The 17,532-nt window shown below is 47.2% G+C and carries 13 protein-coding genes; 1 reads left to right on the plus strand and 12 read right to left on the minus strand.

Annotated elements, in window-relative coordinates; all coding sequences use genetic code 11:
* Positions 1-64: 64 nt before the first annotated feature.
* From ACSVDI_RS09720 to prfB, 12 genes are all read right to left on the minus strand, one after another.
* The gene (locus tag ACSVDI_RS09720; RefSeq protein ID WP_457942514.1) at positions 65-313 is read right to left on the minus strand and encodes a hypothetical protein; all 249 of its coding nucleotides are present in this window, start codon (positions 311-313) and stop codon (positions 65-67) included.
* 294 nt (positions 314-607) lie between these two features.
* A complete protein-coding gene (locus ACSVDI_RS09725) occupies positions 608-2,377 on the minus strand; it encodes an oleate hydratase (RefSeq protein ID WP_457942516.1) in 1,770 nt (589 codons plus the stop codon).
* A 150-nt stretch (positions 2,378-2,527) separates the two neighbouring features.
* Positions 2,528-3,094 (minus strand): TetR/AcrR family transcriptional regulator, encoded by a 567-nt coding sequence (locus ACSVDI_RS09730; protein WP_457942518.1) that lies wholly within the window; start codon positions 3,092-3,094, stop codon positions 2,528-2,530.
* Between the two features lie 101 nt (positions 3,095-3,195).
* A complete protein-coding gene (locus tag ACSVDI_RS09735) occupies positions 3,196-4,107 on the minus strand; it encodes a metallophosphoesterase (protein WP_457942520.1) in 912 nt (303 codons plus the stop codon).
* A gap of 234 nt (positions 4,108-4,341) precedes the next feature.
* Positions 4,342-5,484 carry a glycosyl hydrolase family 8 gene (locus ACSVDI_RS09740; protein WP_457942522.1) on the minus strand — a complete coding sequence of 381 codons (1,143 nt, stop codon included), beginning with the start codon at positions 5,482-5,484 and terminating at the stop codon, positions 4,342-4,344.
* A gap of 65 nt (positions 5,485-5,549) precedes the next feature.
* Positions 5,550-6,482, minus strand: coding sequence for a carbohydrate ABC transporter permease (locus tag ACSVDI_RS09745; RefSeq protein WP_457942524.1), 933 nt, complete (start codon positions 6,480-6,482; stop codon positions 5,550-5,552).
* A 12-nt stretch (positions 6,483-6,494) separates the two neighbouring features.
* A complete protein-coding gene (locus ACSVDI_RS09750) occupies positions 6,495-7,409 on the minus strand; it encodes an ABC transporter permease (RefSeq protein ID WP_457942526.1) in 915 nt (304 codons plus the stop codon).
* A gap of 189 nt (positions 7,410-7,598) precedes the next feature.
* Complete coding sequence (locus ACSVDI_RS09755; protein WP_457942528.1) at positions 7,599-9,311, minus strand: sugar ABC transporter substrate-binding protein; 1,713 nt, start codon at positions 9,309-9,311, stop codon at positions 7,599-7,601.
* Positions 9,312-9,466: 155 nt separating this feature from the next.
* Positions 9,467-11,080, minus strand: a complete 1,614-nt coding sequence (locus ACSVDI_RS09760; RefSeq protein ID WP_457942530.1) for a response regulator transcription factor — start codon at positions 11,078-11,080, stop codon at positions 9,467-9,469.
* Complete coding sequence (locus tag ACSVDI_RS09765; RefSeq protein ID WP_457942532.1) at positions 11,074-12,942, minus strand: sensor histidine kinase; 1,869 nt, start codon at positions 12,940-12,942, stop codon at positions 11,074-11,076. The genes ACSVDI_RS09760 and ACSVDI_RS09765 overlap by 7 nt, the downstream gene beginning before the upstream one ends.
* 485 nt (positions 12,943-13,427) lie before the next feature.
* Positions 13,428-14,534 (minus strand): sialidase family protein, encoded by a 1,107-nt coding sequence (locus ACSVDI_RS09770; RefSeq protein ID WP_457942534.1) that lies wholly within the window; start codon positions 14,532-14,534, stop codon positions 13,428-13,430.
* A 258-nt stretch (positions 14,535-14,792) separates the two neighbouring features.
* On the minus strand, positions 14,793-15,920 hold the full coding sequence (prfB, locus tag ACSVDI_RS09775) for a peptide chain release factor 2 (RefSeq protein ID WP_457942536.1): 1,128 nt from the start codon (positions 15,918-15,920) through the stop codon (positions 14,793-14,795).
* Between the two features lie 542 nt (positions 15,921-16,462).
* Between prfB and ACSVDI_RS09780 the strand changes: the two genes are divergently transcribed.
* Positions 16,463-17,530 carry an RING finger protein gene (locus ACSVDI_RS09780; protein ID WP_457942538.1) on the plus strand — a complete coding sequence of 356 codons (1,068 nt, stop codon included), beginning with the start codon at positions 16,463-16,465 and terminating at the stop codon, positions 17,528-17,530.
* The last annotated feature ends 2 nt before the right edge of the window (positions 17,531-17,532 follow it).

Here is a 17,532-nt window from a genome sequence, read left to right on the forward strand (position 1 = left end):
GATTCCGTATTTTTCATTGTATCATGAAAAAATGCCTTTGTCACGATACTCAAAAGCCTTTCACTTATGGATTCCACTCGTAGATTGCAAGAATGCGCGGAGTATATTCATGAAAGCTTGTTTCGGGGGCATCCGCCGCCACCAGAAAATGCCCTTCCACGCGATAAACTCCGCTGCGGTATAGCTGGGATTCCTCATCACTGGACAGGCAGGCTCCACAGTTTGCACAGCAGCAGGCGTCGGGATCACCAAATTCCACCCAAACCAGTTTTCCTTCGTACGGTTTCAGATTTTTGATAACATTGCCTTTCATTCTATATTCCTTCCTCATAGGATTCCTCGTTTCGTCTGTCTGACTGCCCATCATTTCCGAAACGAGGAATTTCCGCTTCTAATAGCATTTATATAACACGTATCCGCAGGTCTGTCAATGGACAGTCGGATATGATTCCCCTTGCGCGGTGAAAAACTGTTGGTTTCATCAGGACAAAATATGCCGTGCAGAAACGTGTCTTGGCACCTGTCGCAAAACCTTCCAAAAGGCAGAAGACGCCTCATAACATTTAGGGCACACGTTTTTGGAAACGTGTGCCCTAAATTGGAACTATTAAATGACATGATATTTTCGGAGCAAGTCCTCAATGACCGTACCGGACACTTTCTTCAGTGCTCGCTTTCCTATAAAGTTCATGGGGAATGGCAGCTTCATTTCGGAAAGCTTTTTACCGTCCATCATTTTAGAGGTAGAATCCAGCAGTACGCGAATGTCATAGCAGGAAGCGAACACTTCCGGCACGCCGCGGTCGATATTCAGCAGGGTGTAAACCGCCTCCATAGCAGTGCGGACGGAATATTCTACGGTAAAGATAGTATCGCGCTCCGTTTCCGCAAACTGGCCGATGAACGCAAAGTTTACGCTGCCGTCCGGCACAACGTTTGGCCGGTCGTCCTTCCTTCTGGGCATGAAGAATGCGGTTACATAGGGCATCATGCAGGGAACGCAGTGTGTGGAGTGAACCGCCATATCGTGAATTTCCGATTCCGGCACGCCCAGATGGTACAGCCATTCTTCTGCGATTTCCGTACCCGTGCAGTCGCGCATTGGTTTTTTTATATAGTTGCCCGGAACATTCGTAAACAGGCTGTAAATCCATACAACCAACTGGTTTCTCGGCTGTTCCTTAAAATGCGGCTGGCGGTTCAGGGTGTAGCTCATCAGCCAGTTGGAATCTTTAATGGTAATAATTCCGCCCGTAACCACCTTGCCGCTGAACGGGTCGCGCTTGCAGATTTTTTCAATATAGGGCGGAATCCGGTTGTCCAGCGTGGTAAGCGTTGCGGATTCCCAGTTGGTCTTTTCCAGATTGGTGCAGAACTTATCCGGATGGCCGAAAGACGGGTCCTGCTTGGCGATATTCCGCCACAATTCCCAGCAGGCGCCTGGAGCCGTGTTCATAACCGCCGGATGGTCGTCGTCGCCAAGAGTTGAATTTTCGGTCAGGCTTCCGTTTGTAATAAAGATGAGGTCGTCTTCAATCAGGTCGATGCATTCCTCTTTGCCGCCGCGTTCAAATAGGATTTTGGTAGCAACCTTTGTCCCTTTTTGAATATCAAACAGCACGTTGGTCACTTTGGTGTCGTACTGGAAGTGAACATGATGGGATTCCAAATATTTCACCATCGGAAGGATCAAGGACTCGTACTGATTGTACTTGGTGAATTTCAGAGCGGAAAAGTCCGGAAGACCGCCAATGTGATGAATAAAGCGCTGAATGTACCGTTTCATTTCCAGTGCGCTGTGCCAGTCCTCAAAGGCAAACATAGTGCGCCAGTAAAGCCAGAAATTGGATTTAAAAAATTCTTCCGTAAAGACATCGGTGATTTTTTTATCGTACAGGTCTTCATCACGCGTGAAGAAAAGCTTCATAATTTCCATGGAAGCTTTGTCCGAAAGGCCAAATTTTCCGTCGGTATGGGCATCCTGCCCCCTGTTTACGGTCGCCCGCATCAAGGAGTAGTTCGGGTCCTTTTTGTTCAGCCAATAAAATTCATCCAAAACAGACGCGCCTTCTGTTTCCAAAGATGGGATGGAACGGAACAAATCCCACAAGCATTCAAAATGGTTTTCCATTTCGCGGCCGCCGCGGATGACAAAGCCCTTGTCCGCATCGCGGATTCCGTCACATGCACCGCCCGGAAGCTTCGTTTCCTCCAAGATGTGAATGTGCTCGCCCTTCATCTGGCCGTCACGCACCAAAAAACATGCCGCCGCCAGAGAAGCCAGACCGGAACCAACCAGATAGGCGGATTTTTTATCGACATTCGCCGGTTTCTGCGGGCGCGCGAACGCCTCATAATTTCCGCTGCTGTAATACATGATAAAGCACCTCCAAATCGATAAAATCAATCTGATGGCTTTATCATAAAGAAAACCACCCGCAAATACCATAGACAATTCCGCCTGGGTGTGCAAGGTTTTGACACCGGCCGAGGATTGTAAATACTTTTTACAAATAACGCGAATTGTCTAAGCCCGCCGATTTGCGCTGAACTTTTCCAGCGCTTCCGCAATATCGCCGCGCATCATAATATCGAGCTGACCGATGATATAAGCCGGTTCTTCTTTCATTCCCGTGCGAATCCATTCCAGCATTAAACCCACAAAGGCGTATTTATAAAAATGGGCGATAAATGCTTTGTCATCTTCCCGCACGGGCATTCCCTGTGCAATTTCATTTATTACGCCGATCAACAAATTGTAGGTTTCGGTGTAAAGATAACGCTCCAGAAAATCACGATTGATGGAGCGGTAAGTACTGGAAATAAAATTCTTGTTTTTCTGCACATATTCAAAAATATGTAGGAACCCCTGCTGCCAGGTGTCGTACGTTTTTTTGCCGTCCAGCGCCCGGCCGGCTTCCGTTGTATAGATCCACTCCACCAGATCATAGATATCTTTAAAATGGTAATAAAAGGTCTGGCGGTTCACTTCGCAGTCTTCCACAATATCCGTGACCGTAATCTTATCCAGCGGTTTTTCCGCCAGCAGCTTTTTAAAAGAAGCGGCAAGCGCCTTTTTTGTGGTTTGCGCCATCGGCTTTCCCTCCAGATAATAATAAAATCAGTCCCAATGATTAATTTTATTATTATCCCACAAAACTATGAACTTTTCTACAAACCGCTTGTCGCTGCTATTCAAATCCTACGCCGATACATATTTTGCGTAATTTTTCTGGGAAGGACAATGGGTTCACGGTCGACGAAAAAAGTCCGGTCTTCCCTGGTTTTAATATCCCATTTCATAAGGGTAATCTCCGAATGGACAATTTCAATGCAGGTAATGCAGTTGGGATGTACACAGCTGCCGTCGTTAAAATAGGGTGGTTCGTCCTCTTGCGGGCAGGTGGGGCGATGGGTATGCCCCGCGATGACCGGCTGATTGTTTGCTTCCACCCAATCCTTGATTTTACGTTCTACCTTTCGCTCCTTTTCATAGTTTTTCGCCGCGCTGGTGGGGTCCTTATGACCGAAAAGTTCCAGTCTGCGCCAGACATACCGGGTCAGGAGCCGGCCAACCCGCCAGAAAATATCACTGACCAGGTCGCCCTGATGGCCGTGAACCAGAAAAAAGGTGGTCTGCGTTTCCTGATGCTTCAGAATCAGGCCTTCATGCACCTCAATATTATCAAACAGCGGTTCAAAACGTTCGGTATGGCTGTCATAATACCGCTGCAGGTTTTTCTGAATAAAGCACGGGGTTCTTTTCTCAATATCATGATTTCCGTAAATCAGATAATACCGCCCGTCCTGATAAAATTCGTGAAGCAGGTGGAAGATGTCCGTGTAGACATTGGTGATATCGAAAAACTTCTTGTTTTTCCACAAATCGTCGCTGTCGCCAAGGTCAATATAAGTATAGCCGTTTTCGTAGTAATATTTGATTGCGGCGTAATAGATATTCTGATTGTTCGTAAAGTTATCGACCCAGCTGCCGTCCCCGCGATGGCAGTCGCTGATGAGCACGATTTTGGATGAGTCGTCAATCGGGATTTCCTTGCAGGAACGGTAGATTTTTGTTAACCGGCTAAACGTGGATAAGCTTGACATTTTATCGATCCCTCGGAGCGCTAAAAAATTCTCTTATTATTTTGTGCGGCGCACAGAACGGTATGCCCGTTTTTCAAAAGAGCGGCAAAAACAAGGGAGCGAAATGGCACATTTGCCGGTGGAACAAACTAAAGACCGGGCTTGTCTTTCAAGCCCGGTCTTTAGTTTGGCGCGTCGTGGGAAATAAATGAGATGATGACTCATACGTAAACTATGTCATCGAAACCGGAAAAGTCAGTAAATACGGTAGTTCCCGCTAAGAGCAAGAAACGCAAAAAAGAAAAGGCAATTATCATAATAACGTCTTGGTCCCATACGCAAAGGGGTCTCCCAAAATCGTCTGACACACTCCTGTGCATACTTTCCATGCGAAGCAAGGCTTGCCTGCGCATTCACGGCACAAATAGCAACCGGATGAAGCGCATTGCCCGGAAGCACCGTTCCGTCAACGCGATAAATCCCATTTGGGTGGTCTTTTACCGTTTCGCAAAAAAACGTCTGAACACGATTTGCTTCCTCGCAAGCCCATTCATCGGGAGCAAACCAACAATAATCCAGCGCAATATTAGCAACGGTGCGGTAGGCGTCGCTGTAATACCAGTCATGCCGGCCCCAGCGGTCAATCTCCTTTGTATAAGGCTTTCCGTCAAATTCGGAATACTCCGGGCTCAGCCCCGTAACGGGGTGACAGGCCTTTTTCAAATACGCGCGGCTGGCTGCTGCCGCCTGTTTCCAGAATGGTCTATCTTCTTGGTCTGCCCATTGTGCAAACAATTCATAAAAATGCGGCAAATGATAGGAAGGGTCTGTAAAATCCGCTTCCGCTACAAATCGAATCAGTTTGTTATTTGGGTCCCACATGGCTCGACCGGGATCCCCAGCTTCCCCCTTATGAACGCAGATATGCAGAAGTTTTCTCGCACACGCGCTATATTGGAAAATTCCTTCTCCATCCCCCCACCTATGGGATGCTAGCAGCAGCGCCATGGCGAAATACTCCTCCCCGTCGGGAGCCGCACCAAATGAGTTTTTGGAGCCGTCGGGTGCACAGGACCATGCGAAATAGCCCGCATTGGGCCCGCTCTCAAGGCGCATATAGGTTACGGCCCATTTCCAGAGCCGGTCAAACTCATTCTTTCGATTCAGCTGTACACACATCATCATGCCGTAGGACATGCCTTCCGTACGGACATCCAAGTTTCCCGTGTCTTCGATGTATCCCATATCACTGCCAACTGGGTGGTAAATACGCTCCTCTTCGGAGCCATAAAACAGAGTGTTAAAAATGTCTTCTTTCCGATTTTGAATTTCCAGTTCGCTGTAACCGTATTCCGCAAAAACATTGCGGTAGACACCTGTTTCAAACGCACCTTTCATGTTTCGACTTCCTTTCTGCGCAGGATGATCTGATGAAGCGACATTCCTCAGCAACGGGATACGATTTATTCCTTGACAGCGCCTAGGGTCATGCCAGTTATAAAATAACGCTGAAGGAACGGGTACAAGCAGACAATTGGGAGCATGGTTACTATGGAGCCGGCGGCGCGGATGGACGCGGGGGTAACCATGCTGCCGGTATTGCTGTGGCTGTACTGAGTACCGGCGCCCGAGGTTGTGGCGGCAGCAAGCAGCTTCATCAACTCATATTGAAGGGTCGTATACTGTTCGCTCATGCGATTATAAAGCATAGCGTCGAACCAGCTGTTCCACTGGCCGACGGCGATGAAAAGCGCCACAGTAGCAAGAACAGGAGTGCATAACGGAAGGATGATTTTCAGAAAAATTGTCATATATCCGGCCCCGTCCAGTTGTGCGGATTCCTCCATACTGACCGGAAGATTTTCCATGTAGCTTCTCAAGACCATCATATTGAACGCACCCGTCAGGCCCGGCACAATGTAAACCCAGAAGGAATTCGTGAGACCGAGGTCTTTATAAAGCAGGAAAACCGGAATCATACCGCCGTTCACATACATGGTAATGATCCAGAACAGATTCATCTGTTTTTTGAGCAGATATTTCGGGCGGCTGCACATAAACGCAAGCAGCGCAGTAATAAAAAGGCCGAGAACCGTCCCTAGAACGGTGCGCGCCACGCTGATCCAAAGCCCCGTAAGCAGGTTTTGCCGACTGAGAACAGTAACATAGTTCTGTAAACTCAACTGCCGCGGCAGTACATAAATTCCGCCCCGAAGTGCATCTGCCGCATCGTTGAAGGAAATTGCCAGCTGATTGATCACCGGGTAAAGGGTAACTACCGTAAAAAGAATCAGAAAAATAGTATTGCAGATTACAAAAGCCCGGTCGGCCGGAGATTTTTTGACAGTACGATGTTTGGTTGACTCCGGCGCTGTTACAAGAGTTTTTTCCGCCATATCGCTTCCTCCTTAGAATAGCCTTGTATCGCTGGTACGTTTGGCGATTGCATTCGTGATAAGAATAAGAACAATACTTACCGCACTCCGAAAAATACCTGCCGCAGTACCGATGGCATAATTGCTCTGACTGATGCCCCATTTCAAAACATAGATATCAATGGTCTGCGAGAAATCGCGTATGACATCGTTGCCCATCAGATACTGTACTTCAAAGCCGGAGTTTAGCACATTGCCCACATTCAGGATCAGTAGAATGATAATCGTGTTGGCGATACCCGGAAGTGTAATATAGCGCATTTTGACCCACCTTCCGCCGCCGTCGATGGCGGCGGCTTCATAAAGGTTGGGGTCAATGGAAGTAATGGCGGCAAGATAAATGATTGCATTCCAGCCGGTTTCTTTCCAGACAACCGCAATGGCCACAATCCACCAAAAACCTTGCGGGTAGGAAAAGAAATTCAACGGGGCAGTAATCACATGCATTTTCATAAGAAGCTCATTCACAATTCCTGTGCTGCCGAGCGTATCAAACAGAATATTGCACGCTACTATCCAGGAAAGAAAATGAGGCAGATAAGAAACCGTCTGTACAAATTTTTTCCCGATCATGCAGCGAACCTCATTCAGAAGAACTGCAAACAGAATTGCAAAAATCGTGCTGAAAACCAGATTCAAAAGGCTCATCGCAAGGGTGTTGCGAACCGTCAGCCAAAATTCCGGATCTTCAAATAGGGTTTGAAACACCTGCAGCCCCACAAATTTAGAGCCGAGTATACCGTCACGCGGGCGGTAATCTTGAAAACCGATGAGCCATCCAACCAACGGCAAATAGCAAAAGATAAACCCGTAGGCAAAAAACAGAACCGAAAGAACAAGCAGCGATTTCTGTTCCTTCGCCTGTTTACACCATGCTTTCCAACTCATTCGGCGCTTAGAACCTCGTATTGCATTGGCGTTCATAATAAATCACCTCTGAGATTTTTGTAAGAATCCAATCTGAAATGCGCAGTTAAAAAAGCAGGCGGCCGGCCAAATCATTTGCCGCGGCCGCCTGCTCTCACCGTTAGTTATATTTTGACGTTTTTCTGAAAGAGCGCCATACTGCCGTTCAGGTTACTTGTTTTCCTGAGCAAACTTAATACGATTCTCCAGTTCTGTCTGCATTGCAGAAATGAAATCCTGCGGTTTGCATGCATTGTAAGCCGTTATGTAGTTGTTCCATTCGGATTCAAAATCCTTTGCCATGCAAACCTGAGGCAGCCATTTGTGCTTGCACTCAGCCATCTTCGTCCAGGCAAGGCCGGCCGGAGTGGAAGTGTTCAAGGAACTGGAATAGGTATACATTGGGTACCAGTCGCCGGGTTTGTCGTTGTTGCCAAGCATGTCGACATAGTTTTTCGCACCGTAAGCGGCGAAACATTCCTTAACATCCTGCTTTAGTGTCTTTTCAAACAGAGAAGGCTGACGATTCGGCATAACGGAGTTTTTCCCATCCGGAAGTCTTCCGGTAAAGGTCGGGAAGTAGCTGTAGGGGCACAGGTGTGCTGCCTGATAAGTCAGGTTGTTGCAGTTGCTGTCCTGTTCGTCCGAACGGGTAAACAATCCGTCCGGGCCGACGGAATAATCTCTGCCCTCGATGCCCCAATTGCGAAGGGCCAGCGCTTCCTGCGAAAGCAGATCGTTCAGGAACTGCATGGCACCGTCAACATCTTTGCAGCTTGTTGTAATACCAATGCCGCTGGAAACATTCAGAACACTGCCGTCCTTGGTATGCCACTGGTTTTTAATGCCATCTTTAATGGTGATTGGAAGCGGAACGTAGTCGCAGCCCTGCTGATCCAGTTTCTGGGTATTGAATGCCGGAACAATGCTGTACTCGAAATCCCAGTACTGGTCAATCATGCCGAGAACACGGCCGGTAGAAAGCTTGGAAATGTACTGGTCGTATTTCTGCGTAAAGCTTTCCGGATCAACAATGCCCTTTTTGTATTCTTCGTTCAGCTTTTTGAAGTATAGCTTTGCAGTCGGAGTCGTGTTGTAATCGATGACCTTCTGCTGTTTCGGATCCACGATAACGGAACCGTCGTTCGGGTAACCGTCGAGGAATTCCGGCGCGTTTTCCAAGCAGAAATAGCGCCAGTCATCGCACAGGATGGTGTAGCCGATGTTCGGCGTGCCGTTCGCCATTTTCGGGTTTGCTTTTAAGTAACGTTCGATCAGGTCGAAATACTGATCCATCGTTGTAATCTTCGGATAATTGGCCCATTTCAGAACACGGGTCTGAATCCAGAACGCCTCGTCATTATGTATGGTTTCGTTCGGCTCGCCATATGTGGCGCTGAACTGCGGAATGTAATAGATGTGGCCGCCCTCCGCCTGTCGGAGCTGCGCCCACTGCAGGGTTGTGAAATATTTTTGTATGTTTGGGTATTTTCCTATGTAGTCGTCTAAATTGACAAATGCCCCCGCCTGAAGAAGCTGAGGTGTCGCGTTGGAACCATCCAAAAAGTCCGGGTACTGGCCGCCGGCAATCATCATGCCGATTGCCTCATCGCAGGTTTGGCCGGTCAGCCATGTTTCTTTTACCTGCGCGCCGGTTAACTCTGCGAGTTTCTGTTTCACCTCGCTGGTGTCTTTGGTGTCGGCACCGGACAGTGGAACGGCAAAAAACGCAGTGAAGTTCTTGATTGCACCTGTGCTTTTCGCAGAACTGGCTGATGCTGTGCCGCCCGAAGACGAACTCTGCTTGCCGTTGCAGCCGGCAAAGGCACCGACCATTAATGCCGCAGAAAGCATAAACGCCAGAATTCTCTTTGCAGATTTCATAATTCAATTCCTCCACATAGTGATTTTGCAATCACTTTTTTATGTTTACATGCCAATTATAGACGAACTGCACAAACCCCACAACGGGAAAAAGTTTTGGGAAGACCCGGAGAAAGTATAGATGTTGTAAAAAACACTATATTTTCTCCAGCAAACTATAAATTTTCGTCCTTTTCCACGCAACTTGCCCGTCGCCGAAATTTCGTCGGCGTGCAGCCTTTTATTTCAACAAAACGGTCAATGAAATAGTCGATATCGTGATAACCTACCTGCTCGGCAACTTTATATACTTTCTCGTCCGTTTCGAGGAGCAGCTGGGCCGCTTTTTCAACCCGCAGAGATGTAAGATAGTTTTTAAAACTCACACCGAATTTCTTTTTGAAAATCTGCCCCAAATAGGCGCTGTTCAGATAGTACTTTTCACTCAATGTTTTTAGGCTCAGATCTTCCGCGTAATGTGTTTTGATCTCCTGTTCGATATTGCCGAGGATGCCACGCGCGCACTTGTTCCGGACCGAAGCAAGGTATTCCGCGTACTCCGTGGCAAAGCGCAGAAGGTTGTTTTCACTGTCGCACGAACTGTCGCTGTCAAATGCATTTTCGCTGATATAATGCAGAATCTCTTCTTGATTGATGTTATCATCCTGCTGAAACGCAAGATGGAGCAGATGAAACAGAAAATAATCCATATCCAACGCAATTAACTCTTCATCAACATCGGCATCACGAAACTTGTTATAAAGCTGCGATACATCGTTTTTGATTTCAGACTGGTCGTTGGCAGCAACCGCGTCAATCATTGCGTCGATAATGCGTTTGTCTTCGGAAACGCCGTTGGAGGGGATCTTCATTTTCTTTTCGAGCCAGCCCAAATCCCGCCCGACTGTAAAAGCCTGGCAAGTTCTTGCAACCGCGGCCGTGCGGTATGACTCTGAAAGCTGGGTCAATTTATCCACCTGCGACCCAACATAAAACAGAACCGGGCGCTGAACAGCATGGGAAACAAATGCGCGAAGCTGCTCTAAAAAGACGGGTGTGGTCATTCCAAGAAGACTGCATAATTCGCTGCAGCAAATAATTCCGACATCATAGCATCCTTTCCGCTGTGTAACGCCGAAAATACAGTACGGACGGCCTTTTTCTCCGATAAAATCCAGACAGGAACGGTAAAGGACTCTTTGAAAGGTTCGCTTCTCGTCATCCGACATTTCTTCGTTTTCCAAGCAGTTTTTCGCTTCCATGCCAACATACTGCAAACAAGTAACTTTGCCTAAACGGTTTTGGACATTCTCGATATCCGCATGATCATATGTACCCATCAGGAGTGCAACCATGCTGCGTGCGTAAAAAGCCTCTGCCATTCGCGCGCTTTCTTTTTTCGCCTCCCGTTCCTGCTTCACACTGTTTGAAACATCGCTCAGCAATTTAAGCAGATCATTCTTTTGAACCGGTTTGAGAATATATTCCATACACTGCAGCCGAATGGCTTTCTGGGCGCTTGCAAAATCACTGACGCCGCTCAAAAGGACAAAGCGTGCATTGGAAATGTGATTTTTTCTGATTGTCTCCAAAAACTCGATACCGTTCATCTGGGGCATGCGGATGTCCGCAATAATCAGGTCAACGGGCTTTTCACGCAGAAAATCTATGGCCAAAAGTCCATTTTCCGCCGTGCCCTCAATATAAAAGCCCTGTGCCTCCCAATCAATGATTTCCCGAAGACCTTGAAGGATAAACGGCTCATCGTCCACCAAAAGAACTTTCAGCATGGTTCGCTGCCTCCTTTTTCATCTTCGTTATTATCAACACCCGAACCGAAAGCCATTTGTCTTTGGGCACACTCCAATGGAATATGAATGGTCACTGTCGTGCCGACCCCCTCTTCACTCTCAACATGGAAACGGCTTTTTCCCTGACAAAAAGACTTAATCCGCACGCAGGCGTTCATCACCCCTACTCGGCTGCCCTTCGCTTTCAAACGTTCCATGCTGGCACATTCCATACTCTCCTGCATAACCGCAAGCGCATGCGCTGACATACCGACACCGGTGTCTTCCACCTCCAGTATCATTTCCCCATTAGAGCGGACAACTTCGAGGAAAACCCAGCCCGGGCTTGCTTTTTCCTCAATCCCATGTACACAGGCGTTCTCAATGAAAGTGACAATCGTAAGTTTTGGAATATAGAGCTTTTCGCAGTCCGGCGCAATCTGAATCCGGTAAGACAACTGATCGCCGAAACGGTACTTTTGCAGCTGCAGGTATGCTTCGGCAAACCGGATTTCCTCCGCAACCGTGACAACGTCCTCCGACCACTCCATGGAATTCCGCATCATCAGCGATAATTTACAGATCATTTCGGCCGTTTCCTCTTCATGCCGGATGATGCTGTGCATGCGGATACTTTCCAACGCATTAAACAGGAAATGCGGGTTAATTTGGCTTTGAAGGGCAAGTACCTCCGCACGCTGCCGGGCAATATCCGCTTCTTGCTCTTGCAGTTTCCGCTTATACACCACCTGAATCAGTTCATTGATTCTGGCAGCCATACGGTTGTAGTTGTGCATCAGTTCGCCAATTTCATCCCGCCCGCGGATATCGCAGATTTTTTCAAGATGATCGTTGTCTTCCCCTACCCCTTCCAACCGGCTGCTCAGTTGACTTAGCCGCAATGTGAACGAGCGGTTGAACAAGTACATGAAAGCAAGCGGAAACAGAACGCTGAAAGCAACCACCCCCACAATAAGCCCCAGGTTGTTTTTAAGCATCAGAAGAACGCTGGATTCCTGGCGGATGACATAAATGTTCCACTGCTGTGTATAAAATTCCAAAGGCTGTACATACCCAATGTTTTTTCGCTGCGCATCGGGAAAAACACCAAATTCGCCATTCTGAGAGGTACTGACACGATTGGAAAACAAAACCTTATTTCCGGAGCAAACATAGACGGCGTAGGCAAAGTCGGAATTGATAATTGTATTTTCAATACTACCGTAGTCCAAATCCAGCTTCAGTATTTTTTCACATCCGGGGTACGCGTCCAACCTGCGGATGACACTGATTCGGCAAACAGGATCCTGCGCATTTCCCTCTTCGTCGGTTTTCACAATATAAGGGTAAATGACAAGTGCCTGCCCGGAATTCTTAAAATACCGGAACCATTCCTGATTTTGGATGCGGCTGAAATTTCCAAATTCACCGCCGTTAATGATGCTGCTGTTATCGGAATAAAGATGCAGAGAAGCACCGCGGCCCACCAAACTTACGTCTGCGGCGATTGAATTGCTTTCAATTTCGTTGTATCTTCGATAAAAATCATACGGAGAGGCATATTTAGTTTCCAGAAAATCATTGGCTGTCTGGCTCCGCCAGTAATCCTTTGTAATAAAAACCGCATCGTCGATTGTTTGCGTAATATTGTATTGAACGGCATTGGCAATGTTCTGCATATCATTTTCCTGCCTTCTTGTTTCTTTGCCCAACAGATTAGTCAGCAATATTCCATTCAGAAGAATAACAGGAGCCACAACACACAAAATATACTGCAAAAATAATTTTTTCTTTAGCGAAAAATCATCAATAATCCGACTAAAGTGATCCGCAATTTGCCGAACTCTCCCCACCAGTCTCATTTTTGTGCCTCCTCCGTCTTATATTTCTAATTTGGCCAAAATGCGTAATTACCATATTAATATATTTTTTATCATTAATCAAATTAATTCTGTAGAAAAAACTAGAGTAAAACGTTGACAATTCCAATAAATCCTTTACGGCAACATCTTCTTTCTGCTATTTATAGCAGAATCGGATATTTTTCTTCAAAGAAAAGCTTTACAAAAATTTATGGGTATGCCACGTGTGGCATACCCATTTCGCTTTAATCCATTGATTTGACAGAACGGATTCATTTATAAGGCCTTTTGGCAGGAGAGGAACACAAATGCGCAATGCATTTAGTTCCGGTCCGTTTATAATGAAAAAATCCTCCAATCAAGACTGTTTCCCACTCAACTTCCATCGTACCACTTTTATGCAAAACGATATTCGCTCTTGTAAACATCTTAATTGGAGGACTATGATATTAGATCCCGTTCTGTACAGTACAAAGAGAACGGTTTTAAAGTTTCTGAATGTGCTGGGGTAGTTCCGAAGCGTTCGGTAAGGGAACCGTAGTGGTAGAAATATACCACTTCAGGCGTGGAAGAATCATCGAGATATAAAAATGCATTTTATCGTCCTTGACAAAAAACGTGCTTCGGTATAAGGAAACATTTTTGAGGTTTACCATATCTACATCCGGATAAATCGACTGTACGTTCTTGAAATGAATTCCATCCTGCGAGGAAAGCAAAAAGAGAGAAAACGTGTAATTGGACACCTTTTCCGCCGTTTGCAGCAAATAATATTCCCCATTATGACGAATCAAATCTTGATGGTAAGGCTGGCGGCCCTTGGGCAGAGGAACCGTACAGGCAACGGGGGTGCTCCAGTTATGTGCGTCCCTGCTCTGCGCATAGAAAAGCTGGCCGCCGTAAGTTGCCCACCACGTTTTGTAGACACCGTCCTCGTAATTGACGCAAAGGCTGAGATGCCCATCGGAACTTTCGAGCAGCTTTTCCGGCTGGCTCCAGTGCACGCCGTCCGTGCTGGTTTTGCGGTAATAAATATTCACCGAATTGTTCGGCAGACGCCTCTTTTTCTTATTGGGAAGCGACGGATTGTAACGATACCACAGCTCCATGGTATTGCCCTTCATGACCAGCTGCGGGTCCGAATAATGGCCGCCCTGCTTGGAATCTGCCGGAATCCCGGATACCGGATTTTTTCCCCCGACCGGCAGCCCCCAGGTTTTGCCGTCGTGGGACACTACGATGGAAGGGTTTTCATAAATGTCACGCTCGTACGGGTACGGTGTCATGGACATCCAGTATTCATAACCGTTCCATTTATTTGCAAAATAAAGAATCTTGGGATGAGTGAGCTGATAAGAACCGTCATAGGTTGGGATGGAAACCAGGTGGTATTTTCCCTGCAGCCGTAAAAAATCGACCGGAGGCTTCGCCGCTTTTTCCGGATGAATCGGCTTGGGTACGGACAGAACCACCGCAGCGGAAGAAGGAACCGAGGGCTTTCTCACGGGAGATGCCAGCCGGTTTCCGCCGGTAAGTGGCCATGATACCGATTTCTGTACAGCAATATTTTCCTGAATCGGTACTTCGTACATAGAAATTACTGCGGCGCTACAAATGGCTAGGCAAAGAATCAGTCCAATTCTGAAACGTTTACAAAGCATATTGAGTACAACCTTTCAAGCGACAATATTTTTTATTTATCCCATTATATGTTGCTGAAAGAATCTTGTATAGTACTTTTTTAGAAATAAAACATTCCAGTATTGTTACATACGGATTTCATTTTTGTAACAATAAAGATAAAATAAACCTTAAATTATGGTGTTCAACCTGCTCAAAAGCCGTTATCTTTAAGCATTATCCTGATTAATCGTATCCAAATTCTGCGCTTTCAGATAAGCATTGATAAACCCGTCCAAATCGCCGTCCATTACCGCGTTGATATTGCCGGATTCGTAACCCGTGCGGTGATCTTTCACCAGCGTATAAGGCATAAAGACATAAGAGCGAATCTGGGAACCCCATGCGATTTCCTTCTGCTCCCCCTTAATATCTTCAATCCGGTCCAGATGTTCCCGCTCTTTGATTTCCATTAACTTGGATTTCAGCATGCGCATGGCAACGTCGCGGTTCTGGTACTGGCTGCGTTCCACCTGACAGGCAACCACAATGCCGGTCGGGATATGAGTTAAACGAACTGCGGATGAGGTTTTGTTAACCTTCTGCCCGCCCGCGCCGCTGGCACGGTAAACATCCATTTTAATATCTTCCGGGTTGATTTCGATTTCGATGTCGTTGTCAATTTCCGGCATCACTTCCAGCGAAGCAAAAGAAGTGTGACGGCGGCCTGAAGCGTCAAACGGAGAAACGCGCACAAGACGGTGAACACCCGCTTCGCTTTTCAAAAAGCCGTAGGCGTTTTCGCCTTCCACCAGAATGCTGGCGCTTTTCAGCCCCGCTTCTTCCCCGTCCAGATAATCCAGGGTTTTCACCTGAAAACCGCGACGCTCGCCCCAGCGGCAGTACATACGGTACAGCATTTCGGCCCAGTCCTGCGCCTCCGTACCGCCCGCGCCGGCGTGAAAAGTAAGAATCGCATTTTTGGAATCGTATTCGCCCGAAAGCAATGTGGTCAGGCGCTGGGCCTCCAGCTCAGACTTCACTTTGTTGAATTCTTCCTGCGCTTCCGGCAAAAGGGACAAATCCCCTTCCTCGTCGGCAAGCTCAATCAGCGCATAAGTGTCTTCATATGCGCTTTTCAGGCTTTCATAAGCCGCAATTTTATTCTTCAGCATTCCGGAACGCTGCAGGGTCTTTTGCGACTCTTCCTGATTGTCCCAAAAGCCCGGCTGAGAAGCTTTTTCGTCAAGCTTCGCAATCTCTTCACGCATCCCGTCCAGCCCGAGTGCGTCGGCGAGGTCCTGCAAATCCGGTTTCAGGGCTTCCAGCGCAAGTTTTAACTCTTCAAATTGCAGCATATTATCATCCTTTAAATCAAATAATCATGTTTTTATCCGCCGCTGAGCCGTTTTTTCGTTTACGGCTTTCCACGGCAGCCGTCTTCCGGTGACAAAAGGAACGGCTTAACTGATTTATTATAATTTATTTTCCTTGCATTGTAAAGATTATTCGCAGCAGGTAAATGAGGTTCCCCAGCGGCCGCCTTTGCCATGGGATTTTCAATAATTTAATCGTGCTGGAGCACACCAAATTCCGACTTTCTGTTTTATTTCGACCCGACGGAAACCGACAGACTTTATGAACACGAAGAAAACTTCTGTAAGAAACGATTGAAGTTTTCCAAAAAATCCGATACAATAAGGTGATATATTCGCTAAATTGCGTTTGTAAACCAATCGTAAAAAATTACCGACTGAAAACAATCCCACGAATTTTCACCTTTTTCCATGCAGGGTACTTTACAATTTTGAAAAATCTCTGTTTATGCCAACAGAAAACGGCGCGTCCGTAATTTTTTACGTTACAAACGGATGGAATTCCTTTCTTAGGAGGATCAGATATGACTGATTATACCGGTTCCAAATGTCCGGTTTGCGGAAGACCTTTTACCGCCCACGACGATATTGTCGTCTGCCCCGAATGTGGAGCTCCCTATCACCGCGAATGCTACACGCAGGCGGGGAAATGTGTTTTTTCGGACAAACATGGGGCATCCTTTACCTGGTCTCCGCCGCAGGAAAAAGAAGCCTGGCAGGAAGGAGAACCTGCAAAGCGCTGTCCGCGCTGCGGCTGCCCGAATTCCGAACACGCACTGTTCTGCCAACACTGCGGACTTCCTCTTGCTGCCGGCGGCCAGCAGAATCCCGGTGGCTATCCCGGCGGCCAGCCGCAGCAAAATGGTGGATTCCCGCCGTACGGTGCACCGTTTAACCCGAATGCTTCCAACGGGTTCCCGCCGCAGAACGGCTTTCCCGACGCACAGATTCCTTTTATTTTCGACCCGATGGGCGGAGTCAACCCAAACGAACCCATTGACGACGTTCCCGCCGGCGACGTTGCCAAGCTGGTACAGAATAACACGCAGTATTATCTGCCGGTTTTTATGAACGAAAAAAAATTCGGTCACAACCGGTTTAATTTCAGCGCTTTTCTGTTTACGGGCGGATGGCTGCTGTACCGCAAACTATATAAGATTGGCTCCATTGTTACCGCCGTTATGCTTGCGCTCCACCTGCTTTCGTTTTATGTTTCCCTGAATTTTGCAGGGCCAATTTTTGAAACGATCATGCAGCAGACCGGCATTTCCTCCGACAGCCTTGTAACATCCTACGATCAAGCCCTGAAAATTTGGGAACTGATTGCGCAGCTTCCCTTGGATCAGGTGCTCCTGTGCTTTTTGCCCAGCTTTATCTCAATCGTTGAATTTGTGATTATGCTGGTGGTGGGCTTCAGCGGAAACAAATGGTATTCCAGGCACTGCACCCGCAAGGTAAAACAAATCCGCGAGGAAACACAGAATACTTCAGAAGCTGCCGTGCGCCTTCAGGAAGAAGGCGGCGTAAATACCGCACTGGCAGTCAGCCTGGTCATTTGTTATATGATTCTGCTGTACATATCAAATTTTTAAAA

Source organism: Caproiciproducens sp. LBM24188 (assembly GCF_054130445.1).

Bases quoted from the DNA above. Each gene is read 5' to 3' on its own strand.
- ACSVDI_RS09720 (WP_457942514.1), bottom strand. From the start codon at position 313: ATGAAAGGCAATGTTATCAAAAATCTGAAACCGTACGAAGGAAAACTG.
- ACSVDI_RS09725 (WP_457942516.1), bottom strand. From the start codon at position 2,377: ATGTATTACAGCAGCGGAAATTATGAGGCGTTCGCGCGCCCGCAGAAA.
- ACSVDI_RS09730 (WP_457942518.1), bottom strand. From the start codon at position 3,094: ATGGCGCAAACCACAAAAAAGGCGCTTGCCGCTTCTTTTAAAAAGCTG.
- ACSVDI_RS09735 (WP_457942520.1), bottom strand. From the start codon at position 4,107: ATGTCAAGCTTATCCACGTTTAGCCGGTTAACAAAAATCTACCGTTCC.
- ACSVDI_RS09740 (WP_457942522.1), bottom strand. From the start codon at position 5,484: ATGAAAGGTGCGTTTGAAACAGGTGTCTACCGCAATGTTTTTGCGGAA.
- ACSVDI_RS09745 (WP_457942524.1), bottom strand. From the start codon at position 6,482: ATGGCGGAAAAAACTCTTGTAACAGCGCCGGAGTCAACCAAACATCGT.
- ACSVDI_RS09750 (WP_457942526.1), bottom strand. From the start codon at position 7,409: ATGAGTTGGAAAGCATGGTGTAAACAGGCGAAGGAACAGAAATCGCTG.
- ACSVDI_RS09755 (WP_457942528.1), bottom strand. From the start codon at position 9,311: ATGAAATCTGCAAAGAGAATTCTGGCGTTTATGCTTTCTGCGGCATTA.
- ACSVDI_RS09760 (WP_457942530.1), bottom strand. From the start codon at position 11,080: ATGCTGAAAGTTCTTTTGGTGGACGATGAGCCGTTTATCCTTCAAGGT.
- ACSVDI_RS09765 (WP_457942532.1), bottom strand. From the start codon at position 12,942: ATGAGACTGGTGGGGAGAGTTCGGCAAATTGCGGATCACTTTAGTCGG.
- ACSVDI_RS09770 (WP_457942534.1), bottom strand. From the start codon at position 14,534: ATGTACGAAGTACCGATTCAGGAAAATATTGCTGTACAGAAATCGGTA.
- prfB (WP_457942536.1), bottom strand. From the start codon at position 15,920: ATGCTGCAATTTGAAGAGTTAAAACTTGCGCTGGAAGCCCTGAAACCG.
- ACSVDI_RS09780 (WP_457942538.1), top strand. From the start codon at position 16,463: ATGACTGATTATACCGGTTCCAAATGTCCGGTTTGCGGAAGACCTTTT.